At 62.3% G+C, this 26,324-nt stretch carries 29 protein-coding genes and 1 pseudogene; 19 read left to right on the plus strand and 11 right to left on the minus strand.

Annotation, left to right across the window (positions count from 1 at the left end):
* Positions 1-46: 46 nt before the first annotated feature.
* Positions 47-1,366, minus strand: a complete 1,320-nt coding sequence (miaB, locus tag AADW22_RS12865; RefSeq protein WP_180827981.1) for a tRNA (N6-isopentenyl adenosine(37)-C2)-methylthiotransferase MiaB — start codon at positions 1,364-1,366, stop codon at positions 47-49.
* A gap of 114 nt (positions 1,367-1,480) precedes the next feature.
* On the opposite strand from miaB, the gene AADW22_RS12870 reads away from it, so the two are divergent.
* Positions 1,481-2,356 carry a glycosyltransferase family 2 protein gene (locus AADW22_RS12870; protein ID WP_037944702.1) on the plus strand — a complete coding sequence of 292 codons (876 nt, stop codon included), beginning with the start codon at positions 1,481-1,483 and terminating at the stop codon, positions 2,354-2,356.
* Positions 2,357-2,398: 42 nt separating this feature from the next.
* Here AADW22_RS12870 and irrA read toward each other — a convergent pair whose 3' ends face one another.
* Positions 2,399-2,818 (minus strand): iron response transcriptional regulator IrrA, encoded by a 420-nt coding sequence (gene irrA, locus AADW22_RS12875; protein ID WP_005849434.1) that lies wholly within the window; start codon positions 2,816-2,818, stop codon positions 2,399-2,401.
* A 193-nt stretch (positions 2,819-3,011) separates the two neighbouring features.
* Here irrA and fabA point away from each other — a divergent pair, with 193 nt between their 5' ends.
* From fabA to AADW22_RS12890, 3 genes are all read left to right on the plus strand, one after another.
* Positions 3,012-3,521, plus strand: coding sequence for a bifunctional 3-hydroxydecanoyl-ACP dehydratase/trans-2-decenoyl-ACP isomerase (fabA, locus tag AADW22_RS12880; RefSeq protein ID WP_005849435.1), 510 nt, complete (start codon positions 3,012-3,014; stop codon positions 3,519-3,521).
* Between the two features lie 177 nt (positions 3,522-3,698).
* A complete protein-coding gene (gene fabB / locus AADW22_RS12885; protein ID WP_005849436.1) occupies positions 3,699-4,928 on the plus strand; it encodes a beta-ketoacyl-ACP synthase I in 1,230 nt (409 codons plus the stop codon).
* Between the two features lie 9 nt (positions 4,929-4,937).
* On the plus strand, positions 4,938-5,729 hold the full coding sequence (locus AADW22_RS12890) for an enoyl-ACP reductase (RefSeq protein ID WP_005849437.1): 792 nt from the start codon (positions 4,938-4,940) through the stop codon (positions 5,727-5,729).
* Between the two features lie 123 nt (positions 5,730-5,852).
* Here AADW22_RS12890 and AADW22_RS12895 read toward each other — a convergent pair whose 3' ends face one another.
* Positions 5,853-6,965: a class I SAM-dependent RNA methyltransferase gene (locus AADW22_RS12895; RefSeq protein WP_407473862.1), complete on the minus strand. Its 1,113-nt coding sequence runs from the start codon at positions 6,963-6,965 to the stop codon at positions 5,853-5,855.
* A gap of 96 nt (positions 6,966-7,061) precedes the next feature.
* Positions 7,062-7,490 (minus strand): peptidylprolyl isomerase, encoded by a 429-nt coding sequence (locus tag AADW22_RS12900; protein WP_005849439.1) that lies wholly within the window; start codon positions 7,488-7,490, stop codon positions 7,062-7,064.
* A gap of 183 nt (positions 7,491-7,673) precedes the next feature.
* On the opposite strand from AADW22_RS12900, the gene AADW22_RS12905 reads away from it, so the two are divergent.
* The 9 genes and pseudogenes from AADW22_RS12905 to AADW22_RS12945 all read left to right on the plus strand — a co-directional run bounded on the left by AADW22_RS12905 (position 7,674) and on the right by AADW22_RS12945 (position 15,817).
* Positions 7,674-8,360, plus strand: a complete 687-nt coding sequence (locus tag AADW22_RS12905; RefSeq protein ID WP_407473863.1) for a haloacid dehalogenase type II — start codon at positions 7,674-7,676, stop codon at positions 8,358-8,360.
* Entirely contained in the window at positions 8,360-9,184 is an 825-nt protein-coding gene (locus AADW22_RS12910) for an alpha/beta fold hydrolase (protein ID WP_407473864.1), read from the plus strand. The genes AADW22_RS12905 and AADW22_RS12910 overlap by 1 nt, the downstream gene beginning before the upstream one ends.
* Positions 9,181-10,152 carry a threonine/serine dehydratase gene (locus tag AADW22_RS12915; protein WP_260003499.1) on the plus strand — a complete coding sequence of 324 codons (972 nt, stop codon included), beginning with the start codon at positions 9,181-9,183 and terminating at the stop codon, positions 10,150-10,152. The genes AADW22_RS12910 and AADW22_RS12915 overlap by 4 nt, the downstream gene beginning before the upstream one ends.
* Before the next feature lie 21 nt (positions 10,153-10,173).
* Complete coding sequence (gene pcaD, locus AADW22_RS12920) at positions 10,174-10,962, plus strand: 3-oxoadipate enol-lactonase (protein ID WP_407473865.1); 789 nt, start codon at positions 10,174-10,176, stop codon at positions 10,960-10,962.
* On the plus strand, positions 10,955-11,665 hold the full coding sequence (locus AADW22_RS12925) for an alpha/beta fold hydrolase (protein WP_407473866.1): 711 nt from the start codon (positions 10,955-10,957) through the stop codon (positions 11,663-11,665). Before pcaD ends, AADW22_RS12925 begins: the two co-directional genes overlap by 8 nt.
* Positions 11,666-11,668: 3 nt before the next feature.
* Entirely contained in the window at positions 11,669-12,994 is a 1,326-nt protein-coding gene (locus AADW22_RS12930; protein WP_407473867.1) for a lyase family protein, read from the plus strand.
* A 25-nt stretch (positions 12,995-13,019) separates the two neighbouring features.
* Positions 13,020-13,286: pseudogene (locus AADW22_RS12935) on the plus strand (MFS transporter); the annotation flags it as partial.
* A 143-nt stretch (positions 13,287-13,429) separates the two neighbouring features.
* On the plus strand, positions 13,430-14,521 hold the full coding sequence (locus AADW22_RS12940; protein ID WP_407473868.1) for a zinc-binding dehydrogenase: 1,092 nt from the start codon (positions 13,430-13,432) through the stop codon (positions 14,519-14,521).
* A 63-nt stretch (positions 14,522-14,584) separates the two neighbouring features.
* The gene (locus AADW22_RS12945) at positions 14,585-15,817 is read left to right on the plus strand and encodes a mandelate racemase/muconate lactonizing enzyme family protein (protein WP_407473869.1); all 1,233 of its coding nucleotides are present in this window, start codon (positions 14,585-14,587) and stop codon (positions 15,815-15,817) included.
* Positions 15,818-15,862: 45 nt separating this feature from the next.
* Here AADW22_RS12945 and AADW22_RS12950 read toward each other — a convergent pair whose 3' ends face one another.
* On the minus strand, positions 15,863-17,086 hold the full coding sequence (locus tag AADW22_RS12950; protein ID WP_407473870.1) for an acyl-CoA dehydrogenase: 1,224 nt from the start codon (positions 17,084-17,086) through the stop codon (positions 15,863-15,865).
* A gap of 98 nt (positions 17,087-17,184) precedes the next feature.
* Between AADW22_RS12950 and AADW22_RS12955 the strand changes: the two genes are divergently transcribed.
* Together AADW22_RS12955 and AADW22_RS12960 are read left to right on the plus strand one after the other, a co-directional pair.
* Positions 17,185-18,078: a LysR substrate-binding domain-containing protein gene (locus tag AADW22_RS12955; RefSeq protein WP_037945092.1), complete on the plus strand. Its 894-nt coding sequence runs from the start codon at positions 17,185-17,187 to the stop codon at positions 18,076-18,078.
* A gap of 109 nt (positions 18,079-18,187) precedes the next feature.
* Positions 18,188-18,544, plus strand: coding sequence for a hypothetical protein (locus AADW22_RS12960; protein ID WP_005849451.1), 357 nt, complete (start codon positions 18,188-18,190; stop codon positions 18,542-18,544).
* A gap of 98 nt (positions 18,545-18,642) precedes the next feature.
* On the opposite strand, the gene AADW22_RS12965 is transcribed toward AADW22_RS12960, so the two are convergent.
* Complete coding sequence (locus AADW22_RS12965) at positions 18,643-20,199, minus strand: bifunctional UDP-sugar hydrolase/5'-nucleotidase (protein ID WP_037944716.1); 1,557 nt, start codon at positions 20,197-20,199, stop codon at positions 18,643-18,645.
* A 169-nt stretch (positions 20,200-20,368) separates the two neighbouring features.
* Here AADW22_RS12965 and AADW22_RS12970 point away from each other — a divergent pair, with 169 nt between their 5' ends.
* The 3 genes from AADW22_RS12970 to AADW22_RS12980 are packed head-to-tail and all read left to right on the plus strand — an operon-like array spanning position 20,369 to position 22,187.
* Positions 20,369-20,716 (plus strand): DUF952 domain-containing protein, encoded by a 348-nt coding sequence (locus tag AADW22_RS12970; protein WP_037945094.1) that lies wholly within the window; start codon positions 20,369-20,371, stop codon positions 20,714-20,716.
* On the plus strand, positions 20,716-21,147 hold the full coding sequence (locus AADW22_RS12975; RefSeq protein WP_407474598.1) for a DUF1330 domain-containing protein: 432 nt from the start codon (positions 20,716-20,718) through the stop codon (positions 21,145-21,147). The genes AADW22_RS12970 and AADW22_RS12975 overlap by 1 nt, the downstream gene beginning before the upstream one ends.
* Positions 21,144-22,187 carry a quinone-dependent dihydroorotate dehydrogenase gene (locus AADW22_RS12980; protein ID WP_184581607.1) on the plus strand — a complete coding sequence of 348 codons (1,044 nt, stop codon included), beginning with the start codon at positions 21,144-21,146 and terminating at the stop codon, positions 22,185-22,187. The genes AADW22_RS12975 and AADW22_RS12980 overlap by 4 nt, the downstream gene beginning before the upstream one ends.
* Positions 22,188-22,254: 67 nt before the next feature.
* Here AADW22_RS12980 and AADW22_RS12985 read toward each other — a convergent pair whose 3' ends face one another.
* Genes AADW22_RS12985 through AADW22_RS12995 form a run of 3 tightly spaced genes read right to left on the minus strand, consistent with a single transcriptional unit; the run spans position 22,255 to position 24,543 of the window.
* Positions 22,255-23,619 carry an MATE family efflux transporter gene (locus AADW22_RS12985; RefSeq protein WP_407473871.1) on the minus strand — a complete coding sequence of 455 codons (1,365 nt, stop codon included), beginning with the start codon at positions 23,617-23,619 and terminating at the stop codon, positions 22,255-22,257.
* Entirely contained in the window at positions 23,612-24,124 is a 513-nt protein-coding gene (locus AADW22_RS12990; RefSeq protein ID WP_064217103.1) for a PaaI family thioesterase, read from the minus strand. Before AADW22_RS12990 ends, AADW22_RS12985 begins: the two co-directional genes overlap by 8 nt.
* Complete coding sequence (locus tag AADW22_RS12995; RefSeq protein ID WP_005849458.1) at positions 24,121-24,543, minus strand: PaaI family thioesterase; 423 nt, start codon at positions 24,541-24,543, stop codon at positions 24,121-24,123. Before AADW22_RS12995 ends, AADW22_RS12990 begins: the two co-directional genes overlap by 4 nt.
* A gap of 114 nt (positions 24,544-24,657) precedes the next feature.
* On the opposite strand from AADW22_RS12995, the gene AADW22_RS13000 reads away from it, so the two are divergent.
* Entirely contained in the window at positions 24,658-25,035 is a 378-nt protein-coding gene (locus AADW22_RS13000) for a MerR family DNA-binding transcriptional regulator (RefSeq protein WP_005849459.1), read from the plus strand.
* 119 nt (positions 25,036-25,154) lie between these two features.
* Here AADW22_RS13000 and AADW22_RS13005 read toward each other — a convergent pair whose 3' ends face one another.
* Positions 25,155-25,400, minus strand: coding sequence for a hypothetical protein (locus tag AADW22_RS13005; RefSeq protein WP_005849460.1), 246 nt, complete (start codon positions 25,398-25,400; stop codon positions 25,155-25,157).
* A gap of 100 nt (positions 25,401-25,500) precedes the next feature.
* Entirely contained in the window at positions 25,501-26,247 is a 747-nt protein-coding gene (locus AADW22_RS13010; protein WP_037944721.1) for a LuxR family transcriptional regulator, read from the minus strand.
* Positions 26,248-26,324: the final 77 nt, after the last annotated feature.

Consider the following 26,324-nt stretch of genomic DNA (forward strand, 5'->3'; position numbering starts at 1 on the left):
CCGTTTTGGTCTACAATCATTGCGGGCAAATCGCGACCGGTGACACCTAAATCTGACGCGCCGTCAGCGAATTGGTTTTGGCATCAACGATTCTGACGCGGACAACGTCGCCAACTTCGGCCTGCGCCTCGTCGATATGCACAGAGTGGAGGTATTCGGATTTCCCCACCATCTGCCCCGCCTCGCGGCCCGTTTTTTCGACAAGAACAGAAACATCGCGCCCCACCATGCTGTTCTGGATCTCGCGCTGTTGACCGGTGATCAGCCCTTGCAAGCGCTGGAGGCGTTCGTCGGCTATGGCGGGTTCTACCTGCGGGCGTTCGGCGGCGGGGGTGCCGGGACGGGTCGAGTATTTGAACGAATAGGCGTAGCCGTATTTCACCTCGCGGACGAGCTCCATCGTGGCTTCGAAATCCGCGTCGGTTTCTTCGGGGAAGCCGACGATGAAATCACCCGACATCACGATATCGGGGCGCGCGGCGCGGATGCGTTCGATCAGCCGCAGATAGCTTTCGGCGGTGTGGCTGCGGTTCATCCGCTTGAGGATACGGTCCGAGCCGGATTGCACGGGCAGGTGCAGATAGGGCATCAGCTTGTCGATCTCGCCGTGGGCGGCGATCAGCGCATCGTCCATATCGTTGGGGTGGCTGGTGGTGTAGCGGATACGCTCTAGCCCGTCGATCTTGGCCAACTCCTTGATCAGGCGGGCAAGCGTGTAATCCGCCCCCTCTTCCCCCACGCCGTGATAGGCGTTGACGTTCTGACCCAGCAGGGTGACTTCGCGTACGCCGCGTTCTACCAATTCGCGCGCTTCGGTCAGCACGCGGGTCGCGGGGCGCGAGACTTCGGCCCCGCGGGTATAGGGCACCACGCAGAAGGCGCAGAATTTGTCGCAGCCTTCCTGCACGGTCAGAAACGCAGAAGGCGCACGCGTCGCTTTGCCGCGGCCTTTCAGCTTTTCGAATTTATCCTCTTCGGGGAAATCCGTATCAAGCGCGGTTTTGCCAGAGCGCACGCGCGCCTCCATTGCGGGAAGGCGGTGATAGGATTGCGGCCCCACGACCAGATCGACGGCCGGCTGACGGCGCATGATCTCTGCCCCTTCGGCCTGCGCCACGCAGCCTGCGACGCCAATCTTCAGATCGGGGTTCAGTTCCTTAAGAGGCTTCAGGCGGCCCAGTTCGGAATAGACTTTTTCTGCTGCCTTTTCACGGATGTGACAGGTGTTCAGCAGGATCATATCGGCGTCAGCTGCGGTCTTTGTCTCGACGTAGTTATCGCCCAGAGACTCGGCCATACGTTCACTGTCGTAGACATTCATCTGGCAGCCGTAGGTCTTGATGAACAGCTTTTTTGGCGCGGTCATGGCAGGGTCCGTTGATCAAAGGTGCAAAAGCGCGGTCTAACAGCGCCAGCGTTCTCTTGCAATGCGTCCCGATTTGACAGATTTAAGGCACAGTACAAATAGAGCCGAGGTGTCATGCAGTACCGCAGTCTTGACCATTTTATCAGCGACAGCAAAGCGGTGCTGAGCAAGGGGCCCATTGCCCTCATCATGGTCGAGGACGCGATAGAGATCGAGACGACGCTGCGCCACCACCAGCAGCTTGGCTTTGCCACCGTTGTCGCGTTTATGCCCGCCAGCTTCGCGCTGGCCCGTGATGTCGCCGAAAGCAAAGGCGTGCTGCGCGTGGACTACGACATGGACCGCGAGGGCGCGCTGGAAAATGCCGTAAACGCCGTGATCGAGGCCGCACCGGGGCAATGGCTTTATACCTGCTACAACGCCGAATATCTGTTCTACCCTTTCTGCGAGACGCGCACCGTGGGGGAGTTGCTGGCCTTTCACACGGAAGAGCGCCGCGATGCGATGCTCACCTATGTCGTTGATCTTTATGCAGATGATCTAGGTGCCGCTCCGAACGCGGTATCGCTGGACAACGCCTTTCTGGACCGATCCGGCTATTACGCGCTGGCGCGGCCTGACGGCACGCCGGACAACCACCCCAAGGAACGGCAGCTTGATTTCTTTGGCGGATTGCGTTGGCGGTTCGAGGAACATGTCCCCGCCGCGCGGCGCAAGATCGACCGTATCTCGCTGTTCCGCGCCAAGCCTGGCTTGCGGATGCGGGACGATCACACCTTCACGGATGAAGAATACAACACCTACGCCTGCCCGTGGCACCACAATATCACGGCGTCGATCTGTTCTTTCCGCACGGCCAAGGCGCTCAAGTCCAACCCGGGCAGCAGGGATCGTATCGCCAGCTTCAAATGGCACAACTCCGCGCCGTTTGAATGGCATTCTCGCCAACTGCTGGATCTGGGGTTGATGGAACCGGGGCAGTGGTTCTGAACGCAGGGGACCGGAAAAAACCGTGCCCCAGACCGAACAGCCCTAGCCCTTGCGGCGTAGACGGATCACCACATCGACCGAGGCGATCTCGGCCCCTTCGGGGGCGTCGGGCAGTTGCGCGATCACCAACTGGTCAGAGGGCGCATCGGACAGGCGTGCCTCGTCCTCCCAGAAAAAATGGGGGTGATCATGGGTGTTGGTATCGAAATAGCTTTTGGACCCGTCAACCGTGACTTCCTGCATCAGCCCCGCGTCGCAGAAGGCGCGCAGGGTGTTATAGACCGTCGCCAGCGACACGGCATCGCCCTGCCCCTTGGCCGCGTCAAACAGGCTTTCGGCGGTGACATGCCGGTGCTGACCGTCGCCCACCAACAGATGCGCCAGCGTCATGCGCTGCCGCGTGGGGCGCAGGCCCGCCTTGGCAAGCCACTCAGAACTGATCTGCTGTGTTGTTTGGGTCATTGGCTATAAGTACCTCTCATGCGCTATATATAAGGGGCAATGGGGACGGTTTTCAAACGGAAATCCGGAAACTCTTGCCAGCGCCGCCTTTCGCCGTCGCGTAAATGTGGTGTGCCTGCGCCCTTGCGGGCCTGCGGCGCGCAATGCTAAACCTGCCGGGATTTGAAATTCAGCCCTCAGGAGCCGCGATATTATGGCCGACTACCCCACCAGCTTTGACAAAGAAGCCCTGCTCAAATGCGCCCGTGGCGAGCTTTTCGGCGAAGGCAACGCGCAGCTGCCCGCCCCGCCGATGCTGATGATGGACCGGATCACAGACGTCTCCGCCGATGGCGGTGCCCATGGCAAAGGCCACATCACGGCGGAATTCGACATCACGCCCGACCTGTGGTTCTTTGACTGCCACTTCCCCGGCAACCCGATCATGCCCGGCTGCCTTGGCCTGGATGGTCTGTGGCAGCTGACCGGCTTTAACCTTGGCTGGCGCGGCTGGCAGGGGCGCGGCTATGCGCTTGGCGTGGGCGAAGTGAAGCTGACCGGCATGGTACGCCCTGACCGCAAGATGCTGACCTACAAGATCGACTTTACCAAAGCGATCCAGACCCGTCGCCTGACCATGGGCGTTGCCGATGGCATCGTCGAAGCCGACGGCGAAGTGATCTATCAGGTCAAGGACATGAAGGTCGCGCTGAGCGAGAGCTAAGCCCACCCGTCAGATCATCGCTCGGATCACCTTGCTGATCATCCAGACAGACTGATGACTTGATTTGTCGCCCCATAGGCGGCAAACGGGAAACGAACGTGCGGCCCCGCGACAAGCGTGCGGGCCGCGCAGCATCAAGAGGGCACCCGCCCCACACAGATCAAGGGAGTGCAGCCCATGCGCCGCGTCGTCGTCACAGGATTGGGAATTGTCTCGTCCATCGGAAACAATGCAGAAGAAGTTCTGGCATCGCTGAAAGACGGGACCAGCGGCATCGTCGCCAGCCCCGAAATGACAGAGCACGGCTTTCGCAGCCGCGTTGCAGGGACGCTCAAGATTGATGTGGCCGACCACATCGACAAACGCGCGCTGCGTTTCATGGGCGGCGGTGCGGCTTATGCCTATATCGCCATGCAGCAGGCCATCGCGGATGCGGGCCTGAGCGAAGACCAGATCAGCAACCCGCGCACCGGCCTTGTGGCGGGCTCTGGCGGGCCGTCGACTTCGGCGCTGTTCACTGCGCATAACGTGGTGCGCGACACCGGCGCGACCAAGCGGATCGGACCGTTTGCCGTGCCGAAATGCATGTCCTCCACCGTCAGCGCGAACCTGTCCACCGCCTTCAAGATCAAGGGCATCAACTATTCCATCACCTCGGCCTGCTCTACCTCGCTGCATTGCATCGGCAACGCGGCGGAACAGATCATGCTGGGAAAACAGGACGTGATGTTCGCTGGCGGCGGCGAAGAGCTTGACTGGACGCTGTCCTGCCTGTTCGACGCCATGGGCGCGATGAGCAGCAAATATAACGACGCCCCCGAAACCGCGAGCCGCGCCTTTGACGCCAACCGCGACGGGTTCGTCATCTCGGGCGGCGGCGGCATGCTGGTGCTCGAAGAGCTTGAGCACGCCAAGGCGCGCGGTGCCACGATCTATGCCGAAGTCACTGGCTATGCGGCGACATCCGATGGTCACGACATGGTGGCCCCGTCCGGCGAGGGCGGCGAACGCGCCATGCGCTTGGCACTGGAAACCCTGCCCGAGGGCCGCAAGGTCGGCTATATCAACGCGCACGGCACCTCCACACCTGTCGGCGACGTGGGCGAGATCGAAGCGGTCCGTCGCGTTTTTGGCCAGGGCAGCACGCCCCCCGTCAGCTCGACCAAGTCGATGACCGGCCACGCCCAAGGAGCCGCCGGCGCGCTCGAGGCGATCTTCTGCCTGCTGATGCTCAAGAATGACTTTATCGCCAAATCCATCAACGTCGTTGATCTGGACCCGAAACTGGACCCGTCCGAAATCGCGCTGGAGCGTGTGGACAATGCCGGTCTGGATTCGGTGATGACCAACTCCTTCGGGTTTGGCGGCACCAACGGATCGATGATCCTTTCCAAATTCCAAGAGTAAGGGCAGCAGATGTCAGACATGCTTAAAGGAAAACGCGGCCTGATCATGGGTGTCGCGAACGAACGCTCCATCGCTTGGGGCATTGCCAAGGCGATGGCCGAAGCCGGTGCGGAACTGGCGTTCACCTATCAGGGCGAGGCCTTTGGGAAGCGTCTCGAACCTCTGGCGCAGAGTGTAGGGTCGGACTTCATGGTCGATGTCGATGTCACCGACGACGCCTCGCTTGATGCCGCGTTCGAGCAGTTGGGCGCGCGTTGGCCCACGATCGATTTCGTCGTCCACGCCATCGCCTTTTCCGACAAGTCCGAGCTGACTGGCCGCTTCCTGAACACCAGCCGCGCGAACTTCAAGAACTCGATGGATATCTCAGCCTACTCCTTCATCGAGATCGCCCGCCGTGCGCACCCGCTGATGGTCGAGAATGGCGGCACCCTGCTGACGCTGACCTATATGGGATCAAACCGCGTGACGCCCAACTACAACGTCATGGGCGTGGCAAAGGCCGCATTGGAAAGCGCCACGCGCTATCTGGCGAATGATCTGGGCCCCGAAGGCATCCGCGTCAACGCGATCAGCCCCGGCCCGATGAAAACGCTTGCCGGTGCCGCGATTGGCGGGGCGCGCAAGACCTATAAACACACCGACACAAACGCCCCCATGCGCGCCAATGCGACACTGGAAGCGGTTGGCGGCACGGCGGTCTATCTGGCCTCGGATGCCGGTGCTTGCACCACGGGCGAGATTATCCGCGTGGATGGCGGGTTCCATGTGCTGGGGATGCCGCAGGCGGAGAACCTTTAACGGGACTGGCGGACCGGGGCGCTGCCACAAATTCTATTTCCGGGGCGCTGCCGCAAAGTTCTATTTACGGGGCTCTGCCCCGGACCCCGGGATTTCAGACCATTTGGAAATAGGGCGGCGCGTTTAGCGTAGGGGCGGGGTTTGATAGAGCCAGACCTTCATGCCGCCATGGGCGATAGCAGGGCCTTGGGGTTTCCACGGCAGGCCGGTTGCTTTGGCCAAGGGCGGCTCGGACGTGACAAGGCCGACGCGCCAGCCTTTAAAGCGGGTCAGCAGCGTTTGGCCGAGCGTGCCATAAAGCGGATAAAGCAGTTTCTTGTTGCCGATGCGCCCGCCGTAGGGCGGGTTCACCATGACAAGGCCGGGGGGGGCATCGGGCGGGGACAGCTCGCCCGCGGCGTGGTTTTCGAAGGTTACGGCATCGGCCACCCCTGCCCGTTCGGCATTCATACGGCTCATCCGAACGGCACCCGCGTCACGGTCAGAACCATAGAAACGCAGCGGCGTGGATGTGGTGGGGGTGTCGCGCATGGCGGCCCATTGGTCAGCGTCAAAGCTCGCGAGGTCTTCGAAAGCGAAAGGGCGCGAGCGGCCGGGGTTGAGGCCCATGGCGATCTCGGCCGCCTCGATCACGAAGGTCCCTGAGCCGCACATCGGATCGACCACCGTCTCGGTGCCCGTGTACCCCGCCTGACGCAGCATCAGATAGGCCAGGTTTTCGCGCATCGGCGCTTTGCCCACGGCTTCCTTGTGGCCGCGTTTGTGCAGCGCATCGCCCGAGGTATCGAGGCTGATGGTCACCACATTGTCGTCGATCCGGACCTTGAGCACGAGAGCCGCCTCGGGCGAGATCGTAACCCCGAGGCTTTCGCGCAAGGCGGTTTCAATCCGCTGGGTCGCGGCACCAGCGTGATAGATTTTAGAGGCTTTCGTGGTTACCTGCACCCGCAGCGGCACATCGGCGCGCAGCACATCGTCCCAGGGGAACTTGCGCGCGCGTTTGTCCAGCTGCGCCAGATGGAACGCCATGAAGGACCCGATCCGCGCCAGCACGCGCGAGGCTCCGCGCAGTTGCAGGTTCGCGCGCCAGACCTCGGGCCAGCCGCCCTGCACCGTGATCCCGCCGGGCGAGGCCACAGGATTGGCAAAGCCTTTCTCTGTCACCTCGGCGAGAAGCATGTCTTCCAGACCGGGGGTGGCCACGATAAAAATGTCGAAGGTGTTTTGACTGTCCATAACCGCTGCTTACTGCGCGGCGCGCGAGGTTTCGAGCGGTTTCTTGGAGCAAGACAGTCCGGCGCGATCAAAAGCGCCGGACTGTATGGGCCTGGTTCAGGCGATTTTTACCAGTTCGATGTCGAACTGCAGGTCTTTGCCCGCCAGCGGGTGGTTGGCGTCAAGTGTCACAGTGGCGTCGTCAACCTCGACAACCATCACCGGCATCGCCTGCCCATCCGGGGTTTGCATCTGCAACTGCGTGCCGATTTCCAGCGGGATATCCGCAGGGATACCTTCGCGTGGCACGGCCTGACGCATCTCGGGGTTCACATCGCCGTAGGCCTCTGCGCTGCCGATCTTGACGACTTTTTTGTCGCCGACTTCCATGCCGGGCATCGCGCTGTCGAGGCCGGGGATGATCTGGCCGGACCCGACCGTGAACTCCAAAGGCTCGCGCCCTTCCGAGCTGTCGAAGGTGCTGCCGTCAAGCAGGGTACCAGTGTAGTGAATAGCAACAGTATCGCCGGATTTAACCTGCGTCATAGAAAGCTCCGATCCATAAAGGGAAAATACAGGAGGCCGCGTATCTGCGCGGGTGCTCCGGGTTCGGCGCGCAGTGTTTCAAGCCTGCGTCCCGTCGTAAACCCCCATGAGGCCAGTTTTTCGGCCTTTTCTGTCGTGACGGGTCGTGACAGTCTTGCGGAAGAAATATTCAGGGGGGAAATCATGGCGATTACAACATGCGTGTTCGACGCATATGGCACCTTGTTCGATGTGGCCGCCGCCGCACGACAAGCGGCGTCAGAGCCGGATTTTGCAGCGATAAAAGACAGCTGGCCGCAGGTCGCCGAACATTGGCGGCAAAAGCAGCTTGGCTATTCCTGGCTGCGCGCTGTCACCGGGGCCCACGATGATTTCTGGCAGGTCACCCAAGAAGGTCTGGACTGGGCACTGGAAAAGACCGGAAACGATAACGACCCCGCCCTGCGTGAACGCCTGCTGGCGCTTTACTGGGAGCTTCAGGCCTTCCCCGAAGTGCCCAAGATGCTGAAAACACTGAAGGAAGCTGGGCTGAATACCGCGATCTTGTCGAACGGATCACCAGCCATGCTGGACGGTGCGGTTTCCTCCGCCAATCTGCGTGACACGCTGGATGCGGTGCTGTCGGTGGAAAGCGTCGGCGTCTTCAAACCACATGCCAAAGTCTATGAACTGGTCGGTCAGCGCTTTGATTGCGCGACCTCCGAGGTGTTGTTCGTCTCGTCCAACGGATGGGATGCGGCGGCGGCGACAGGCTTTGGCTTTACCACCGCTTGGGTCAACCGCGCGGGAGAGCCGATGGACCGGCTGCCGTGGCAACCGGCCCATGTGCTGCAGGACCTCAACGGCATCCCAGAACTGGCAGGCGTATAATGGCTCATTTCACCACATCCGACGGGCTATCGCTGTATTTCACCGACGAAGGGGCGGGTCTGCCGATTCTCTGTCTTGCAGGATTGACGCGGACCACAGCGGATTTCGACTATGTCACCCCCCATCTGGAAGACGTGCGTCTGATCAAGATGGACTATCGCGGGCGCGGGCAATCAGACTTCGACCCTGACTGGTCACACTATTCCCCCCCTATTGAATGTCGTGATGCGCTGGAGCTGCTGGATCATCTGGGCATCGACAAGGCCGCCGTGCTTGGCACCTCGCGCGGGGGGCTGAATGCATTGGGGCTGGCCAAGGGGGCCAAGGATAGGTTGCTGGGCGTCGCCTTTAACGACGTTGGCCCGCATATTGACCCGCAGGGGCTGGATTTCATCATGGGCTATATCGGCCGCAACCCTGCTGCCAAGACCCATGCCGAGGCCGCCGCCGCCATGCCGCGTGTGTTTCCCGAATTTGACGACGTGCCCGACAGCCGTTGGATGGCAGAGGCGCAAAAGCATTACACCCAGACTGAAAGCGGTTTGCAGATCACGTATGACAAGCACCTGCGCGATGCGGTGGCCAAGACGTTCTCTGCCCCCTCCCCCGACCTGTGGCCGTTCTTTGACGCGCTTGACTGGCTGCCGATTGCCTGCATCCGTGGCATGGCGTCCAATCTGCTGAGCGAGGAAACCTTGCAAGAGATGGAACGCCGCCGCCCCGATATGGTGGTCGCGCGGGTGCCGGGACGTGGGCATATTCCGTTTCTGGACGAACCAGAGGCGGTTGCGGCCTTGAACGAATGGATCGAGAAGATGCAATGAATATCGACATGATCCGCGCGGCAGCGCGGCGGCTGGAGGGGCACGTGCGGCGCACGCCTTTGCTAAACTCTCCGTTTCTGGATGACATCGCGGGGCGGCGCGTTTGGGTCAAGCCCGAGTGCCTGCAACACACCGGCAGCTTCAAATTTCGCGGCGGCTGGTCGGCGGTGTCGGCACTGGAGCCCTCCGTGCGCGCCAAGGGGGTCATCGCCTTTTCCAGTGGCAACCACGCCCAAGGTGTTGCCTATGCGGCCAAGCTGCACGGGGTGCCCGCGGTGATCATCATGCCCGCCGACGCGCCCCGTCTTAAGATCGCCAACACCCGCGCGCTTGGGGCCGAGGTCGTACTTTATGACCGCATGACGGAGGACCGCGACGCCATCGGCGCGGCTATGGCGGAGGAACGCGAATTGACGCTGATCAAACCGTTCGACGACCCGCTGGTGATTGCCGGTCAGGGGACAACGGGGCTCGAGATCGCGCAGCAGGCCGCCGAAGCGGGGATCGCCCGCGCCGATGTGATTGCCTGCTGTGGTGGCGGGGGGCTGACCTCTGGCATTGCGCTGGCGCTTGAAGCCGAGGCACCCGGGCTGCGCGCGCGCACCGCCGAGCCCGAAGGCTTTGACGATGCCGCGCGGTCGCTCGCCGCAGGAGAGATCACGCGCAACGCCGCCCTTGGCGGGTCGATCTGCGACGCCATCGTCACGCCGCAACCGGGCGATCTGACCTTTCCGATCCTCAAGCGGCTTTGCGGCCCCGGCCTTGTGGTCAGCGACAACGAAGCGCTGCAGGCGATTGGCCATGCGTTCAACCGTCTCAAACTTGTGGCCGAACCCGGCGGGGCTGTGGCCCTTGCCGCCGCGCTGTTCCGGCAAGACGAGATCGACGGCGACGATGTGATCGTCACCATCTCGGGCGGGAATGTAGACAGTGATATTTTCTCGCGGGCGCTTGCCACGCTTGACTGACGCCCCACAGGAGGTTCTGACATGAAGATTTTCGATACTGGCGACGTGCGTCTGCACTACCGTGTGGATGGCCCCGACGATGGTGCGCCTGTGGTCTTTGCCAACTCACTGGGGACTGATCTGCGCCTGTGGGATCCGATCCTGCCGCTGCTGCCCAAGGGTCTGCGCATCATCCGTTTTGACAAACGCGGGCATGGGCTGTCGTCCTGCCCGCCTGCGCCCTATGCGATGGGGGCGCTGATTGGCGATACGGAAAAGCTGCTGGATCACCTGGGCGTAAAGGACTGCGTCTTTGTCGGGCTGTCCATCGGCGGGATGATCGCCCAAGGGCTCGCCACCAAGCGGCTGGACCTGATCCGCGCCATGGTGCTGTCTAATACCGCCGCCAAGATCGGCACCAAGGATATGTGGGCGGACCGCGTGCGCGCCGTGCAAGACAGCGGGATCGAACCGATGGCAGACACCATCATGGAACGCTGGTTCGCCGCCCCCTTCCGCGCCACGCCCGAGCTTGAGCTTTGGCGCAATATGGTCGTACGCCAACCGGCCGAAGGCTATGCCGGTTGCTCTGCCGCGATTTCGGGGACGGATTTCTATACCCCCACGGCGGCGCTGCGCCTGCCGGTGCTGGGGATCGCGGGCTCCGAAGACGGGTCCACCCCCCCTGATCTGGTGCGCGAGACCATCGAGCTGATCCCGGGATCCAAGTTCAAGATCATCCGCAAGGCCGGCCATCTGCCCTGCGTCGAACACCCGCAGGAATATGCGGCGCTGCTGACCGAGTTTTTGCAGGGCGTTGGCCATGTCTGACATCCTTTTGGTCCACGGCTCGTGCCACGGCGCGTGGTGCTGGCGTGATCTGATCCCTGCGTTGCAAGAATTGGGTCACAGCCCTCGTGCGATTGACCTGCCCAGCCACGGCGACGACAGGACGCCGGTCAACGCGGTCACGCTCGACAGCTATGCCGATGCGGTGCTTGCGGCCTCTACCCCCGATACGGTGGTGGTGGGTCATTCGATGGGCGGTTTTGCCATCGGGGCGGCGGCACAGAAAGATCCAAGCGCCATGGCGCGGCTGATCTATCTATGTGCCTACGTCCCTGCGGCGGGGCTATCGCTGGCCGAGATGCGCAAACAGGCCCCGTCGCAACCGCTGATGCCCGCTGTGCGCCTCGCCCCCGACGGCAAAAGCTTTACCCTTGATCCCGCAATGACAGAGGCGCTGTTCTATCACGACTGCCCGCCGGATGTCGCAGGTTTTGCCGCACCGCGCCTCTGCGCGCAGGCCGTGGCCCCGACGATCAAGCCTTTGCCGGATACTGCCCGTGCGGACGCCATGCCGCGCAGCTATATCCGCTGTATGGACGACCGCACCATCCCGCCCGCCTATCAGGTCACGATGACGAAAGACTGGCCAAGCGCGGATGTTCATGAGATGGCCTGCGGGCATTCACCCTTCTTTACCGATCCCGCCGGTCTGGCGCGGATCATTGACGACATTATCCCGAGGTAACCCATGGCCGCCAGCGTCTTTGACAGCCCCCTGTTCGCACAGCTTTTCAACACCGGTGACGCAGGGCGCCTGTTCTCGGACAGCGCTGCGATCCGCGCGATGCTGCTGGTCGAAGGGGCGCTGGCCAAGGTGCAGGGCAGCCTTGGTATCATCCCCGAGATGAGCGCCGCCGCGATCCACCGCGCCTCTCTCGAGATTCAGGTCGACCCCGGGGCGATTGCCGCCTCTACCGGAGAAAACGGCGTGTCCGTGCCGGGGCTTCTGGCGCAGTTCCGCGCCGAGATGCAGGCACCGGAATTTGCCCAGCACGTCCATTGGGGCGCGACCAGTCAGGACATCATCGATACCGCGCTGATGCTGCGCCTGCGTCAGGCGCTCAAGCTGGCGGAAACCGATCTGCGCGAGATCATCGCGGCCCTTGCGGCAGGGGCCGAACAGCACCAATCCCTGCCGATGCCTGCCCGCACCTATGGCCAGCACGCCACCCCCACCAGCTGGGGCGCGGTGCTGGCGGAATGGGGCATGCCACTGTGCGATGCGCTCGACCAGCTTGAGGCGCTGCGCGAAGGGTCGCTGTTCGTGTCCCTGTCGGGGGCAGCGGGGACGGGCTCTGCCCTTGGTCCCAAGGCTGCCGAGACCCGCGCGCAGCTGGCCCAAGCGCTTGGGCTGCAAGACCCCGGGCGCAGCTGGCATGTGGACCGCGGTCCCGTGCTGCGCATCGCGGATTGGCAGGGCCGCGTGATGGCAGCGCTGGCGCATATCGCGCAAAGCACGCTGGCGCTGACCATGACCGAAACCGCCGAGCTTGCCCTTGGGGCGGCAGGCGCATCGTCGACCATGCCGCAAAAACAGAACCCCGTGGGGCCCTCGGCGATTGTCGCCCTCGGGCACCAGTTCACCGGCCAGCGCGCCACGCTACAGGCCGCCGCGGCGCATCAGCATCAGCGTGATGGCGGCGCGTGGTTCGCGGAATGGATGGCCGTGCCTCAGCTGGCACTGAGCCTTGCCGCCGCGCTGAACCACACAAAAAGCCTTGTCGCGGGGCTAACGCCGCACCCTGTGAAAATGCACAGCGCGCTGACAGAGGGGCTGGGCCTGATCCACGCCGAAGCGCTGAGCTTTGCCCTGGCTAAGACGATGCCCCGCCCCGCGGCCCAGAAGATCACAAAACAGCTTTGTCAGGATGCGCTGGCCAAACAGGTGCCGCTGGCCGATCTGGTCCACGCGGATTACCCCGACTTGGCCGAGACCCTCTTTGACCCGTCAACCCAGATGGGACAGGCCCCCGCAGATGCAGCCGCTTTTGTGGCCCGTGCGCGTGCGCTGTAACCGCGCAACCGGCGCGCAATAGCCCATGCGTCCGGCGGTCATATTTATCATCCTGACCGTCATGATCGATGCCATGGGCATTGGTCTGATCATCCCTGTGATGCCGGACCTGATCGCGCAGGTCCAATCCGCCGATCTGTCACGCGCCGCGCTGTGGGGCGGTGTGTTGGCGACGACATTCGCGGTGATGCAATTCCTGTTCAGCCCGCTGGTGGGCAGCCTGTCCGACCGCTTCGGGCGCAGGCCGGTGCTGCTGACCTCGCTGACCGTAATGGCGCTGGTGGTCGCCTTGGTGCTCTTCCGGCGCGTGCGTATAAATCCCGCGCATGTGGACTGACATAACGTAAGCCTGATGCAGCGCGGCGCATATAGGCTTGCGGGAGGGGGCAGAGCTTGCCACCCTTCCCAAAACTCACGCGCCCGGAAGGACCCGTTATGCCGTTGATCAAAGCCGCCGTTTGCCATGAATTTGGTGCTCCCCTGAAAATCGAAGACGTAGAACTCCGCGCCCCGGAGGGGGCCGAGGTCGAGGTGACGCTGGATGCCGTAGCGATCTGCCATTCGGACATCTCTTTTGCCAGCGGCGGCTGGGGCGGATCGCTGCCCGCGGTCTATGGTCACGAGGCCGCGGGACGGGTGACCGCTGTGGGTGACAGGGTAAGCGGCGTCTCGGTCGGGGATAGTGTCGTGGTCACGCTGATCCGCGCCTGCGGCAGCTGCCCCAACTGCGCCAGCGGTCGTCCTGTGATCTGCGAAACCCCCTATGACGGCGACACCGGCCCGCTGAAAACCAAGGACGGCGGCAAGCTGCATCAGGCCATGGCATCCGGTGCCTTTGCCGAAAAAGTCGTTGTGGATCAGGCGCAGGTCGTCAGGATCAGCGCCGATATTCCCAAGGATGCCGCCAGCCTGATCGCCTGCGGGGTGATCACCGGCGTCGGTGCGGTGGTCAATGCTGCGCAATTGCGGGCCGGTCAGGACGTTGTGGTCATCGGTGCCGGTGGCGTCGGGCTGAACGCCATTCAGGGCGCGCGCATCGCCGGGGCCCGCCGCATCGTCGCCGTGGATATGAGCGCCGAGAAGCTGGAGGTCGCCAAGGAGTTCGGGGCCACGGATGGTATCCTTGCCACCGAAGACAAACCCTGGGGGCAGTTGGAACAGGCGATTGGCCGTAAGGGCGTGGATGCGGTGATCGTGACCGTTGGGGCGATCCCTGCCTATAACGACGCGCCGAAATACCTTGCCGCGGGGGGGCGTGTGGTCATGGTCGGCATGCCTCATATCGGCGACGGCGCGACCTATGATCCCGGCACATTCGCCGCAATGGGTCAGGGCACGGTCGGCTCCAAAATGGGCGATGTGGTGATCCAGCGCGATATTCCGTGGATGGTCGATCTATATGTCCAAGGACGGCTGAAACTGGACGAGCTGATCTCGGGGCGGTGGTCGCTGGAGCAGATCAACGACGCAATCGAGGATACCAAGACCGGTGCCGCGCGGCGCAATGTCATCCTGTTTGACCGCTAGCGCCACGGGGGCCAGCCCCCGTACCCCCGGGATTTTGAACCATTTGGAAAAGAGGATCACGCGATGAAATTGCAAGATCTTGAGGTTATCGTCACAGCGCCCCCTGCCCCCGGTTGGGGCGGGCGCTATTGGATATTGGTCAAGCTGACCACGGATACCGGCATTGTAGGCTGGGGCGAATGCTATGCGGCGTCGGTCGGGCCGCAGGCCATGCGCGCGGTGATCGAGGATGTTTTCGCACGCCACATGCAGGGCGAGAATCCCGAAAATATCGAGCTGATGTACCGCCGCGCCTATTCGTCAGGCTTTACCCAGCGGCCCGACCTGACCGCCATGGGCGCGTTTTCGGGGCTGGAGATCGCCTGCTGGGATATTCTGGGCAAGGATCGGGATCGTCCGGTCTATGCCTTGATCGGCGGCAGGATGAACGAACGCGTGCGGGGCTATACCTATCTTTACCCGCTGCCGCATCACGATATGACCGCCTTCTGGACCTCGCCCGAGATGGCGGCGGAATCGGCGCTGGACTGTGTGGCGCGTGGCTATACCGCGATCAAGTTCGATCCGGCGGGGCCCTATACCATGCGCGGCGGGCATATGCCGGCGATGACCGACATCTCGCAATCTGTCGCCTTTTGCAAAGCGATCCGCGCGGCGGTTGGCCACAAGGCCGATCTGCTGTTCGGCACCCACGGGCAATTCACCACCGCAGGCGCGATCCGACTGGGACAGGCCATCGCGCCCTATAGCCCGCTGTGGTACGAAGAGCCGATCCCGCCAGATGCGGTCGAACAGATGGCCGCCGTAGCGCGTGCCGTGCCGATCCCTGTCGCGACCGGAGAGCGGCTGACCACGAAGGCCGAATTCGCGCCTGTGCTGCGGTCGGGGGCGGCGGCGATCCTGCAGCCTGCCTTGGGGCGTGTCGGTGGCATCTGGGAGGCCAAGAAGATCGCCGCCATGGCAGAGGTCTATAACGCGCAAATTGCGCCGCATCTTTATGCGGGCCCGGTGGAATGGGCGGCCAACATCCATCTGGCCACGTCGATCCCCAATATCCTGATGTGCGAATGTATCGAGACACCGTTCCACGACCAGTTGATCAAGAGCACGATCAAGGTGGAGGACGGGTTCATCACAGCCCCCACCGCAGCAGGTTTGGGCATAGAGGTGGACGAGGCATTGGCCCGCGCGCATCCGTATACCGGCAACGGGCTGCACCTGGAAATGCAGGAAGCGCCGTGTGATTACGTCAACGGGAATGCGTTTGAAGGGGGGGCACCGTCGGTCAAATCCTGACGGGTCCGGTGGTATGAGGGGGCCGAAGCCCCCTCTGCCAGAGATTTAGAAGAACGCCTGCAGGCCGGTCTGGGCGCGGCCCAGGATCAGCGCGTGCACATCGTGCGTGCCTTCATAGGTGTTCACCGTCTCGAGGTTCAACATGTGGCGGATCACCTGGAATTCGCCGCTGATGCCGTTGCCGCCGTGCATGTCGCGGGACATGCGGGCGATGTCCAGCGCCTTGCCGCAGTTGTTGCGCTTGACGATAGAGATCATTTCCGGCGCGGCGTTGGCGTTGTCCATCAGACGGCCCACTTGCAACGAGGCTTGCAGGCCAAGCGCGATTTCGGTCTGCATATCGGCAAGTTTCTTTTGGAACAGCTGCGTCTGCGCCAGCGGCTTGTTGAACTGTTTGCGGTCCAGACCGTATTGACGCGAGGCGTGCCAGCAGAATTCAGCGGCCCCCAGTGCGCCCCAGCTGATGCCATAGCGGGCACGGTTAAGACAGCCGAACGGGCCTTTCAGACCTTCGACATGAGGCAGCAGGGCATCTTCGCCGACTTCGACGTTGTCCATCACGATCTCGCCTGTGATCGAGGCGCGCAGCGACAGTTTGTTGCCGATCTTGGGCGCGGACAGACCCTTCATGCCTTTTTCAAGGATGAAGCCGCGGATCTTGCCGCCGTGCTCTTCGGACTTGGCCCAGACCACGAAGACATCCGCGATCGGCGCGTTCGAGATCCACATTTTAGAGCCGGTCAGCTTGTAGCCGTTGGCAGTTTTCACCGCACGGGTTTTCATGCCCGCAGGGTCGGAACCCGCATCAGGTTCTGTCAGGCCAAAGCAGCCGATGAATTCGCCGCTGGACAGTTTGGGCAGATACTTCATGCGCTGCTCTTCCGAGCCATAGGCGTAGATCGGGTACATGACGAGGCTGGATTGCACGGACATCATCGACCGATAGCCGCTGTCCACACGTTCCACTTCGCGCGCGACCAGACCGTAAGACACATAATTGCCGCCCAAGCCGCCGTATTGTTCGGGCACGGTGACACCGAGAAGGCCCATGTCGCCCATCTCGCGGAAGATCGCGGGGTCGGTGGTTTCATTGGCGAAAGCGTCGATCACGCGGGGCTGCAGCTTTTCCTGCGCATAGGCGCGCGCGCTTTCCTGGATCATGCGTTCGTCTTCGGTCAGCTGTTCGTTCAGGCGGAACGCATCCGCCCAATCAAAGCTGCCCATGTCGGGGGCGTCTTTGGCTTTCAATACGGGCAATTCGGTGCTCATGGTATGTCCTCCTCGGGGTTCGGATTTGGGCGCAGTATTGCAAAGCCCGGCGGCAATGACTATCGCTGGTTACTCCTGAACCTATGAGTCAAAGTCATATGATCGCCCCGCGTCGCTTCCTTCCGTCGGTCAACGCCCTGCTCGCATTCGAAGCAGTGGCACGCTTGGGCAGCGCCACATTGGCGGCGCAGGAACTGTCCCTGACGCAAAGCGCGATCAGCCGGCAGCTCAAGACGCTCGAGGCGCAGTTGAATGTGGCGCTGCTGGATCGCCAGGGGCGTCAGCTGGTGCTGACAGAGGCGGGAAAAAGCTATGTTATTCAGGTGCGTGACGTGTTGAACAGGCTGGCTCAGGCATCCATCACCGCGCGCACGAACCCGATTGCGGGGGCGCTGAACCTTGCCATTCTGCCGGGGTTCGGGATGCATTGGCTGGCCCCGCGGCTGCGCGACTTTGCCCAGTCCCACCCGGAGGTGACGGTGAACCTCAGCACGCGGCTGCATCCGTTTTCCTTCCAGAACAGCCCCTTCGACGCTGCAATACATTTTGGCAAGGAAGACTGGCCCGGTGTGCGCTATTTGCCGCTGATGCCAGAGACGGTGGTCCCCGTCTGCGCGCCCGAGCTGCTCACCGAACCGCTGGAGGATCCCAGCCAGATCCTGCGCTATGCGCTGCTGCATCTGGATACCCGCCCGCGCGGCTGGTCGCGGTGGCTGAGCGCGCTTGGTGTCACGCAAGAACCCCCTGCCGGCATGATGTTCGACCAGTTTTCAACTATGGCGCAGGCGGCGGTGCACGGGTTGGGCGTGGCGCTGCTTCCTACCTTTTCGGCCGAGCCCTACCTGCGCGACGGGCAGCTTGTGCTGGCATCAACGCAGACGACACAGAGCATCGGGAATTACTACCTCGTCTGGCCCGAGGACCGTGCCGAAACCGCGGCCTTGCAGTCGTTCAAGACGTGGCTCGACGGGCAAACGGGTCAGGTTCTTTAGCATAGGCCAAGGTTCTGAAGCATATCCGCCCTATTTCCGCCGCAATCCTGCATTAGCACACCCTTCATCAGTTTTAAGGGGGGGGCCCCTTTTGAAAGGGAGCATGGATATGCCAATTTCACTTACCAAACTCATTTCTGCTGGCGCGACAGCGGTCACACTTGCGGCTGCCACCGCAGCGACCGCGCAAACCCATGACGTCGTGATCTTTGACGACGCCTTCTTTCCTGCCGTGATCTATGTCGACGCCGGGGACGAGCTCCGTTTCGTCAACAACGCCAGCGCCGCGCGCAACGTCAGCGCGGGCGACGGATCGTGGTCATCCGGCACGCTGGAAACCGGCAGCAGCTTTAGCCAAACGGTAGAGGCAAACAGCCAAGTGACCTTTATCGGCACATCGCTTGGGGAAAACCCCAAAAGCTACTCCGGCGAGATCAGCTTTGACCCCGCACCGCTGAGCGAGTGATCGGGTCCATCCCTGCGCTTGTCGCAGGTGCTTGAAATAAAAACGGCGCGCCCCTGTTTCCAGCGGCGCGCCGTTTCGCGTTGATATGGCGATGTGGCTTACTTCACCGTGATGCGGCCATCGGTGTAGGGCGTATAGGCCCCGTTGGCGGCGATGAATTCAGCCGTTACATCTGCCAGATCGGGACCGTAGTCATAGGCGTTCTGCGCAGAGGTAAACGGCGCATAGCCGTCGCCGCCATTGCGCACATAATTGTTGGACACGACGCCATAGGTCTTTTCGGGATCAAGCGGCATGCCGGATACGGTGACATCGCTGATGCGGCTGCCCGGCTCGGCGCTGGTGTCCACGGTAAAGGTCATGCCCGCCACTTGCGGGAAACGACCTGCGACCTCTTCGATCTGGCTCACGCCATTTTCCAGCGCCTCTACCAGTGCCGCACCGGTGACCTGAAAGGTCGACAGGGTGTTCTGGAACGGCAGCACCGCCAGCACTTCGCCCATGGTCACCTCTCCGGCGTCGATGGAAGAGCGCAAGCCGCCGCTGTTCTGGATCGCGACCTCGATCCCCTGATCCGCCACACGGGCCAGCATCGCATCGGCGACGAGGTTGCCCATCTGACATTCCTGCACGCGGCAGACCGACCGGTCGCCCTCGATCGGCTCGGTCGTTTCGGCGACGACCTTGCTGCGCAGTTCTTCCAACGGTTGGGCCAGCTCGCCGATACGGGCGACGGTGGTCTCGTCCTCTGCGACGCCTGCGTCGATCAGGATCGGATCGCCCGAGGCTTCCTTGATCTTACCTTCGTCATCGAAGGTCACGTTCAGCTCGCCCAGATATTTACCGTAGGCATAGGCCTGCACGATCGCCGTATCCTTGACCATCGTCGGATAGGCCCCTTCGGCTTTTTCATCGGTATTGGACAGCAGCGTATTGGTGTGCCCCCCGACGATCACATCAACGCCTGTGGTATTCTCGGCGACCATCTGGTCGACCCCATAGCCCGAGTGGCTGAGCACGATGATCTTGTTGATACCCTGCGCTGTCAGCAGATCGACCTCGCCCTGCACGGCAGCCACGGAATCGGTAAAGACAACGTTGTCTCCGGGGCTCGACAGTTCGTGGGTGTCTTCGGTGGTCAACCCGATCAGGCCGATCTTTTCACCGCCACGCTCGATCACGGCAGATTTCGCCAGCTTGTCCGCCAGCAGCGGTTCGGCAGAGACATCGGCATTCGACATCAGGATGGGAAAGTCGATCGCTTCCATGAAACCGGCAAGCACTTCGGGGCCATCGTCGAATTCGTGGTTGCCCACGGTCATGCCGTCATAGCCCAGCATGTTCATCATCTCGGCTGCCATCTTGCCCTTGTAGTGGGTGTAGAACAGCGAGCCCTGAAACTGGTCCCCGCCGTCGACCAGCACATAGTTGTTGGTGCGCGCCTTGGCGTCCTTGATCGCGTTTACCAGCCGTGCCGTCCCGCCAAAACATTCACCGGCGGTATTGTCCTCGGCGGAACAAGGGCCATCGTATTTGCTGATCGGTTCAAACCGCGCGTGGAAATCATTGGTGTGCAGGATGGTCAGACTATAATCCGCCGCTGCCATGCCCGAGGTCAGCGCAAGCGCTGCCGTGGCTGTCAGGAATCGTTTCATGATGGGTCCCCCCTTTGGGTTGAATTATGCACCTATGGTGACCCCCAGTTTGCCCCCTTGTCAAAGACCATCTGAGCGCAAACCCGCCCTTCCCCAAGGTCACCGCCCTGCGCTGCGGCAAAGCGCACAGCCCTTGACCGTTTGCACCGACCAAGGCATCACAGCGGCTATGTTGATTTACAAAATTTTCCGCTCCGATGAATGGCAGGCCCTGCGCCGCGACGGCTCTACCACGGGCGCGCCGGTTGATGTCGCCGATGGCTATGTGCATTTCTCGACCTCTGAACAAGCGGCTGAAACGGCTGCGAAACACTTTGCCGGTGAGGCAGACCTGTTTCTTCTGGCCGTAGAGACCGACCGCCTTGGTGATGCACTGAAATGGGAGGTGTCGCGCGGCGGCGCCGAGTTCCCGCATCTGTACCGCATGCTCATGCTAGAGGATGTGGTTTGGGCCCAGCCCCTGCCCTTGCTGAACGGGGCGCATGAATTTCCCGCTGGCTTTAAGGAAGCTGAATGATGACAGGATATATCGACCCGGATCGCGCACAGTTCGACGCCTTCAAGGGGCTGGACCGCGACACGCCGCTGAATATGGTGAACCTTGTCAAACTGCGCGACAAGGCCGCCTACCCCGACGATCACTCGCTGGCCGCCAAGGCGCTGACAGGGGCGCAAGCCTACAAGAATTACGGCGCGGAAAGCGGTCCGGTGCTGGCGGATGTCGGCGGATCGATCCTATGGCGCGGCCAGTTCGAGGCGACGCTGATCGGCCCCTCGGACGAGGATTGGGATGTGATGTTCATCGCGCAATACCCCAACGCCCATGCCTTTTTGCAGATGATCTCGGACCCGCGGTACAAACAGGCGGTGGTTCACCGTCAGGCCGCGGTTGTGACATCGCGCCTGATCCGCAGCGCACCGCTGCCCCTGACGGATGAATTTGCATGAAACGCATGGCCGAGCAGCTGGGGCTGCGCGCCCTGCATCAGGTTGACCCCGAAACGGCCCATGGTCTGGCGATCACCGCGCTGCGGCTTGGCTTGGCCCCGACACCCGGTCCGGTCACATCGAAGCGGCTGAAAACCTCGCTTGCCGGGATGAGCCTGCCCAACCCTGTCGGCCTTGCTGCGGGGTTTGACAAGAACGCCACCGCCGTCGCGCCGCTGTCCAACGCGGGGTTCGGCTTTATCGAGGTCGGGGCCGCAACGCCTCTGCCCCAACCCGGCAACGACAAACCCCGACTGTTCCGCCTGACCGAGGACCGCGCGGCGATCAACCGCTTTGGCTTCAACAACGAAGGCATGCAGGCGATCTGCACGCGTCTGGCGCGCCGCGGCGCGGGCGTGCCCGTAGGGCTCAACCTTGGGGCCAACAAGACCAGCACCGACCGCGCCGCCGATTTCGCCCGCGTGATGGAGCTTGCTCGCGATCACGTGGATTTCGCCACGGTCAATGTATCCTCGCCCAATACCGAAAAGCTGCGCGACCTGCAGGGCAAGGCCGCCCTCGCAGCACTTCTGGCCGGCGTGATGGAGGTGCGCGGCGATACGCCCGTGTTCCTGAAAATCGCCCCCGACCTCACCGAGGCGGAGATCGCCGATGTGGCCGAGGTCGCCAATGACGCAGATGTTGCCGCGATCATTGCCACGAATACAACGCTGGACCGCGCCGGCCTGAAGAACGCGCAGCGTGACCAGATGGGCGGGCTGTCGGGCGCGCCCCTTTTCGAAAAATCCACGCGCGTGCTGGCGCGCCTGTCGACGCTTACCGATATTCCGCTGGTGGGCGTCGGGGGCATCGGCTCGGCCGAGGATGCCTATGCCAAAATCTGCGCAGGCGCTTCGGCGGTTCAGCTTTATACGGCGCTCGTCTATGGCGGGCTGTCACTGGCGGCGGATATCGCCAAGGGGCTCGACAAACTGCTGAAGCAGGACGGGTTCGATACCGTGGCCGATGCCGTGGGCAGCAACCGCAGCGCTTGGCTTTGACAGGACGCCCCGGCGGAGATCGGGGCGCTATCCGCGCGACTTCGCCCCGACCCTGCGCGGGCGGGGCCTATCCCGCCGCACGCTCCAACGCGGGGTAGCGCAGCGCCAGCGTGACCCCACGCGCGACAAAGGACACCAGCAGCGAAATCCACAGCCCATGGTTGCCCAGCCACGGCACCAGCAGCGCCGCGCTTGCACAGTAGATCACAAAAGACACTGCCATCATATTGCGCATGTCCCGTGACCGCGTGGCCCCGATAAAGATCCCGTCCAGCATCCATGACGCCCACCCCAGCAGCGGGGCCGCGACCATATAGGGCAAGAACACCCGCGCCTCTGCGCGCACAAGCGGGGCCGTGGTCATGAGGTCGATGATCATGCCCCCGCCCCATGCGAAGCCCACGGTCATCAAGGCACAGGCCAGCAGACCCCAGCCGCTGGTCAGCACCGCGCCGCGCCGCAGGACATCACGCTGCTTGCCGCCCATAGCCCGCCCGACCAGCGCCTCGGCCGCAAAGGCGAAACCGTCAAGCGCAAAGGCCGTGATCATCAGGAATTGCAAGAGCACCTGGTTGGCGGCGAGTTTCACGTCCCCCAACCCCGATCCCAGAAACAGGAACGAGACGAACACCGCCTGCAACAAAAGCGACCGCACAAGGATATCGCCGTTGACCTTCATCATGTTAATCCAGCGCGGCCCGTCGAACACCTGCGCCCAGTCCCGCCATGCGGGCACTCCAAACGCCGCACGGCAGAACCACAGCCCAAGTGCCGCACCCGACCATTCCGCCAGAAAGGTCGCGATGGCGACGCCCTGGATACCCCAGCCGAGCCCCAGCACGAACCACAGATCCAGCGCGATATTCAGCCCGTTCATCCACAGTTGCACCACCAGCACGGCACGGGTGCGTTCCTGCGCGATCAGCCAGCCGGTGATCGCGTATATCGCAATCGCCGCCGGGGCGGACCAGACGCGGATCCCCATATAGGACCGGGCGAGGCTTTCGACCTCGGCGCTGGCCGGAGAAACCTGAAACGCCGCCCAGAACAGCGGTATCTGCAGCATCACCAGCGCAAGGCCCGCCAGCCCGCCGATCAGCAGCCCGCGTGTCAGCAGTGCCGCGACCTCTGCCGCGTCGTTGTTGCCTGCCGCCTGCGCGGTCAACCCGACGGTGCCCATCCGCAGAAAGCCGAATACCCAGTAGAGCGATGACAGGATGATCGCGCCGATGCCCACGGCTCCGATCGGGGCCGCCAACCCGATCTGCCCGACGACGCCGGTATCCACCGCGCCCAAGATGGGCACGGTGGCGTTGGAGATAACAATCGGGATGGCGATATTCAGCACGCGGCGGTGGGTCACCACGTCTTTCGCGGATAGTTTGCCTTGGGCGACGGCGCTGACTTCGCCCTTGGGGATCGCGTCAGTCACGGCGTTGGGGCATCAGGAAATGGCCCGTTGCCTGCGCGAAAAGCTTGCTGCGGTTGTCCTGCCATGCCTCGACATGCACCGAGGCATAGCGCCGCCCCGACCGGTTGATCCGCGCGCGCGCATAGGCATCGCGCGGCAGGCCCGAACGCAGGTAATCGACGGTAAAGTCGATGGTCTTGGGCAGTCGTGGCAAATGCGTTGCATCCATCTTGTCGACGGCCAGCGCACCGGATTCAAGATCCTCCCACAGGTATTCCCAGCTGAGCGTGATGATCGACGTGACCTCAAGGAACGAGGCCGTGACCCCACCGTGCAGCGCCTGCAACAGCGGGTTGCCGATCAGCTTGTCGGAAAACGGCAGAACGCCGGTCAGCTCGTCGCCACGGCGGTCGAACTCGATCCCCAGAAAGCTGATGTAGGGCACGCCGTCCACCAGCGCGCGCAGCGCCGCATCGCGACGCTTTTTGACGACCTGTACCGCCTCTGGTTTGCTCCGTGTGCTCATCGTTTGCCCTCCACCGTGAAACTGCCGGTGGCGGTGGCGACCGGGCTGCCGTCTTCTTCGTCCTGTGCCGTGGCGCGCACAAAGGCAACATTCCGCGTCACGTGATAACATTCCGCCCGCGCCGTGATCCGTTGACCGGGCACAGCCGCGCGCAGATATTCGATGCGCAAATCAATCGTCGCCGTCCCACCGGGATTGCTGGGGTGGCTCATCACCGCGGCCCCGCAGCAGGTATCCATCAACGCCGACACGGCCCCGCCATGCAAGACACCTGTGCGCGGATCGCCGATCAGCCGTTCATCATACGGCATGTCGATCACGGCGACGCCACCATCCAGCTCTTGCAGTTCCATCCCCAGGGCACCGCTGTAAGGCAGCGCCGCGATGAACTGCTTGGCGATGCGAAGTTTGTCTGACATTTTTTACTTCCTTGGCGTTATTCTCCCCATATCAACCGAGCGGCCAAGCAAGAGCAACCCCAGTGTTGCGCTTGGAAAGTGAACCGCATAGTTTCCGAACTTGAGGAGACCAAGATGACAGACAAACGCCTGAACTTTAAAGAAATGTGTGCGGAGTTTGACGTCACGCCGCGCACGCTGCGCTATTACGAGTACATAGAATTGCTCCACCCCGAGCGCGAAGGCCGGTCGCGCAGCTATGGCGCGCGGGAAATCGCCCGCATGAAGCTGATCATGCGGGGACGCAAGTTCGGGTATTCGCTGGAGGGCATCCGCCAGTGGCTGCTGATCTATGAAAACGAAGGCACCGAAGCGCAAATGCGGGCGTGGGTCGTGAGCGCGGACCGCCAGTTGGGAGAGCTGGCAGAACAGCGCAAGCAGTTGGACGAAGCCATCGAAGAGCTGCAAAAATCCCGCGACGATACAGAGGCCGCATTGGCCAAGCGCGACTGATATTTGCGTAGCGCCTTGGGTTTACGGGGCGCTACCACAACTGACAGCCGCTGGCTGGAGGGTGCCGTCGTTGGCAGCATCAAGCTATGGTATTAGAAACCGACGCGATGCGGGCCGGCTTACGCCTGCCGCGCGGCCATCCGACCCATCACATCGGAAAGACGGGTAAGATCTGCGGCTGTCACAATCAGCTCCGACAGTGAATCAGCGTCGAGACAGGCAGCAAATTCATACGCCACGTCTTCAACAAGCTTGGCCGCATCCTTGAGCCCCCGCGATGCGGAAGACGCCGAAATCACGGGCCCCTGCGCAAGATCATAGGTATTCGGTGTTGTTGAGGGTTTCGGGGGTTTGTTCTGCGCCACGGCCTGTCCACTTACGGTTGAGAATTCGCCACGACTATGCGTCCGACAGGTGATGCGCACGTCCCGTAAGTGCGCGACATCCGGGTGCGCCCTCTTGCATTTACGACAGGTTATCCAGCGACGGGTCGATCAGGCCAAAGGCCAGGCCCCGCACCGCCGCGCGAGTCCGGTCGGTCACATCCAGTTTGCCAAACAGACGCCGCATGATCGTATCGACCGTGTGCCGCGACACCCCCATGATCTGCGCGATCGAGGTGTTGCTCTTGCCGCGCGCGATCCAACGCAGCAATTCCAGCTCGCGCGGGGACAAGCGCCGATTGGGTGCAGCAGGGCCTGCCACAAGCGCGCAAAACCGCATATGGGCAAACTGGCTGGCGACGTGCAGGTCCAGAACCTCTGCATCGCTCGGGCGCGGCCTGTCGTGGTGGAAGCCGATACTGACCAAAGCATTGCGCGCCTGTGGCCCAAAGACCTGACAGACCAGCCCATCGGCAAAGCCGAATTCTCTCGCTCTGTTCAGATAGGCTTTCTGCTTTTCGGTCAAGGTGGTCAGCTGCGGCAGGTCACGCCAGAAAAACGGGGTGATCTGTGAGGCCGCGAAGGGGGGGAAGGGATCGTCCAGATACAGGTGCTCTTCGGTATACATCCGGTGAAACTCTGCCGGGATACCGATCGCGACAGCGCCAAAGCTGGAGTCCCCAAGCGATTGCACATCAATACTGTGATAGGTGACCGTGCGAAAATCCTGCGCTTTGGCAAAGCGTTGCACCAGCAGCCATAGCGCCGAAACGCTGCTGACCTCGCGCAGACACTCTGTGAATAGTCGCGGATCCATATCCTCGGACATATCACCCCCCCCGGCCGATAAAACTTGCTCCCCCAGACCACTTAGTCGGCGCGAGATACCGATCAATGACCGCCTCG

The organism is Sulfitobacter sp. PM12, assembly GCF_045586035.1.
Lineage (GTDB): Bacteria > Pseudomonadota > Alphaproteobacteria > Rhodobacterales > Rhodobacteraceae > Sulfitobacter > Sulfitobacter pontiacus.

What these genes read in the sequence shown, in the direction of transcription:
- miaB (WP_180827981.1), bottom strand. Translation starts at nt 1,366, where the DNA reads ATGACCGCGCCAAAAAAGCTGTTCATCAAGACCTACGGCTGCCAGATG.
- AADW22_RS12870 (WP_037944702.1), top strand. Translation starts at nt 1,481, where the DNA reads ATGCAGTACCGCAGTCTTGACCATTTTATCAGCGACAGCAAAGCGGTG.
- irrA (WP_005849434.1), bottom strand. Translation starts at nt 2,818, where the DNA reads ATGACCCAAACAACACAGCAGATCAGTTCTGAGTGGCTTGCCAAGGCG.
- fabA (WP_005849435.1), top strand. Translation starts at nt 3,012, where the DNA reads ATGGCCGACTACCCCACCAGCTTTGACAAAGAAGCCCTGCTCAAATGC.
- fabB (WP_005849436.1), top strand. Translation starts at nt 3,699, where the DNA reads ATGCGCCGCGTCGTCGTCACAGGATTGGGAATTGTCTCGTCCATCGGA.
- AADW22_RS12890 (WP_005849437.1), top strand. Translation starts at nt 4,938, where the DNA reads ATGTCAGACATGCTTAAAGGAAAACGCGGCCTGATCATGGGTGTCGCG.
- AADW22_RS12895 (WP_407473862.1), bottom strand. Translation starts at nt 6,965, where the DNA reads ATGGACAGTCAAAACACCTTCGACATTTTTATCGTGGCCACCCCCGGT.
- AADW22_RS12900 (WP_005849439.1), bottom strand. Translation starts at nt 7,490, where the DNA reads ATGACGCAGGTTAAATCCGGCGATACTGTTGCTATTCACTACACTGGT.
- AADW22_RS12905 (WP_407473863.1), top strand. Translation starts at nt 7,674, where the DNA reads ATGGCGATTACAACATGCGTGTTCGACGCATATGGCACCTTGTTCGAT.
- AADW22_RS12910 (WP_407473864.1), top strand. Translation starts at nt 8,360, where the DNA reads ATGGCTCATTTCACCACATCCGACGGGCTATCGCTGTATTTCACCGAC.
- AADW22_RS12915 (WP_260003499.1), top strand. Translation starts at nt 9,181, where the DNA reads ATGAATATCGACATGATCCGCGCGGCAGCGCGGCGGCTGGAGGGGCAC.
- pcaD (WP_407473865.1), top strand. Translation starts at nt 10,174, where the DNA reads ATGAAGATTTTCGATACTGGCGACGTGCGTCTGCACTACCGTGTGGAT.
- AADW22_RS12925 (WP_407473866.1), top strand. Translation starts at nt 10,955, where the DNA reads ATGTCTGACATCCTTTTGGTCCACGGCTCGTGCCACGGCGCGTGGTGC.
- AADW22_RS12930 (WP_407473867.1), top strand. Translation starts at nt 11,669, where the DNA reads ATGGCCGCCAGCGTCTTTGACAGCCCCCTGTTCGCACAGCTTTTCAAC.
- AADW22_RS12940 (WP_407473868.1), top strand. Translation starts at nt 13,430, where the DNA reads ATGCCGTTGATCAAAGCCGCCGTTTGCCATGAATTTGGTGCTCCCCTG.
- AADW22_RS12945 (WP_407473869.1), top strand. Translation starts at nt 14,585, where the DNA reads ATGAAATTGCAAGATCTTGAGGTTATCGTCACAGCGCCCCCTGCCCCC.
- AADW22_RS12950 (WP_407473870.1), bottom strand. Translation starts at nt 17,086, where the DNA reads ATGAGCACCGAATTGCCCGTATTGAAAGCCAAAGACGCCCCCGACATG.
- AADW22_RS12955 (WP_037945092.1), top strand. Translation starts at nt 17,185, where the DNA reads ATGATCGCCCCGCGTCGCTTCCTTCCGTCGGTCAACGCCCTGCTCGCA.
- AADW22_RS12960 (WP_005849451.1), top strand. Translation starts at nt 18,188, where the DNA reads ATGCCAATTTCACTTACCAAACTCATTTCTGCTGGCGCGACAGCGGTC.
- AADW22_RS12965 (WP_037944716.1), bottom strand. Translation starts at nt 20,199, where the DNA reads ATGAAACGATTCCTGACAGCCACGGCAGCGCTTGCGCTGACCTCGGGC.
- AADW22_RS12970 (WP_037945094.1), top strand. Translation starts at nt 20,369, where the DNA reads ATGTTGATTTACAAAATTTTCCGCTCCGATGAATGGCAGGCCCTGCGC.
- AADW22_RS12975 (WP_407474598.1), top strand. Translation starts at nt 20,716, where the DNA reads ATGACAGGATATATCGACCCGGATCGCGCACAGTTCGACGCCTTCAAG.
- AADW22_RS12980 (WP_184581607.1), top strand. Translation starts at nt 21,144, where the DNA reads ATGAAACGCATGGCCGAGCAGCTGGGGCTGCGCGCCCTGCATCAGGTT.
- AADW22_RS12990 (WP_064217103.1), bottom strand. Translation starts at nt 24,124, where the DNA reads ATGAGCACACGGAGCAAACCAGAGGCGGTACAGGTCGTCAAAAAGCGT.
- AADW22_RS12995 (WP_005849458.1), bottom strand. Translation starts at nt 24,543, where the DNA reads ATGTCAGACAAACTTCGCATCGCCAAGCAGTTCATCGCGGCGCTGCCT.
- AADW22_RS13000 (WP_005849459.1), top strand. Translation starts at nt 24,658, where the DNA reads ATGACAGACAAACGCCTGAACTTTAAAGAAATGTGTGCGGAGTTTGAC.
- AADW22_RS13010 (WP_037944721.1), bottom strand. Translation starts at nt 26,247, where the DNA reads ATGTCCGAGGATATGGATCCGCGACTATTCACAGAGTGTCTGCGCGAG.